The following is a 1354-nucleotide window of genomic DNA, read 5'->3' on the forward strand; positions in this document are numbered from 1 at the left end:
GTGCGAAGCGCTCATCGCCTTTTTTTGGGGCCGCTACGCAGCCCAGCGGGAGCAAGCTCCCTCGCCACGTAGATATAGCCAGCCCAACGGTTTTACCGAATTTTCAGGAGTTGCAAATGGCCAAGAAACCCCGGTCTGCCACCTTTATCAACGACCCGCTCTGGTACAAGGACGCGGTGATCTATCAGGTCCACGTCAAATCCTATTTCGACTCCAACAATGACGGGATCGGCGACTTTCCCGGGCTGATCGAGAAGCTCGACTACATTGCCGACCTGGGCGTCAACACTATCTGGTTGCTGCCGTTTTATCCTTCGCCCCGGCGCGATGACGGTTACGACATCGCCGAGTACCGTGGCGTCAGCCCCGACTACGGCACCATGGCCGATGCGCGGCGCTTCATTGCCGAGGCCCACAAGCGCAACCTGCGGGTCATCACCGAGCTGGTCATCAACCACACCTCGGATCAGCATCCCTGGTTCCAGCTCGCGCGCAAAGCCAAGAAGGGCTCGAAGGCGCGGGATTTCTATGTCTGGTCGGATGACGATCACAAGTACGACGGTACGCGGATCATTTTTCTCGATACCGAGAAGTCCAACTGGACCTGGGATCCGGTCGCCGGCCAGTACTTCTGGCACCGCTTCTATTCCCACCAGCCGGACCTCAACTTCGACAACCCGCAGGTCATCAAGGCCGTGCTGTCGGTGATGCGCTACTGGCTTGACATGGGCATCGATGGCCTGCGCCTGGACGCGATTCCCTATTTGATCGAGCGCGACGGCACCAACAACGAGAATTTGCCCGAGACCCATGACGTCCTCAAGTTGATCCGCGCCGAGATCGACGCCAACTACCCCGACCGCATGCTGCTGGCCGAGGCCAATCAGTGGCCGGAAGACACCCAGCTGTATTTTGGCGATGTCGACACCCAAGGCCTCAATGGCGACGAATGTCACATGGCGTTTCACTTCCCGTTGATGCCGCGCATGTACATGGCGCTGGCCCAGGAGGATCGTTTCCCGATCACCGACATCCTGCGCCAGACGCCGGAAATTCCGGCCAATTGCCAATGGGCGATTTTCTTGCGCAACCACGATGAGCTGACCCTGGAGATGGTCACCGACAAGGAACGCGACTACCTGTGGAACTACTACGCGGCCGATCGCCGGGCGCGGATCAACCTGGGCATTCGCCGGCGCCTGGCGCCGCTGATGGAGCGCGACCGGCGCCGCGTGGAATTGCTCAACAGTTTGCTGCTGTCGATGCCTGGTACGCCGACTTTGTACTACGGCGATGAAATCGGCATGGGCGACAACATCTACCTCGGTGACCGCGACGGCGTGCGCACGCCGCT

Annotated in this window: 1 protein-coding gene; it reads left to right on the forward strand. The window is 59.9% G+C overall.

Going from position 1 to position 1354, the window contains the following annotated elements:
• Positions 1–116: 116 nt before the first annotated feature.
• Positions 117–1354 (forward strand): maltose alpha-D-glucosyltransferase (treS, locus tag ACE04F_RS13310; RefSeq protein ID WP_486107325.1); only part of this gene is annotated, 1238 nt, incomplete at its 3' end.

The sequence above is a fragment of the Pseudomonas sp. AGC41 genome (genome assembly GCF_057334555.1).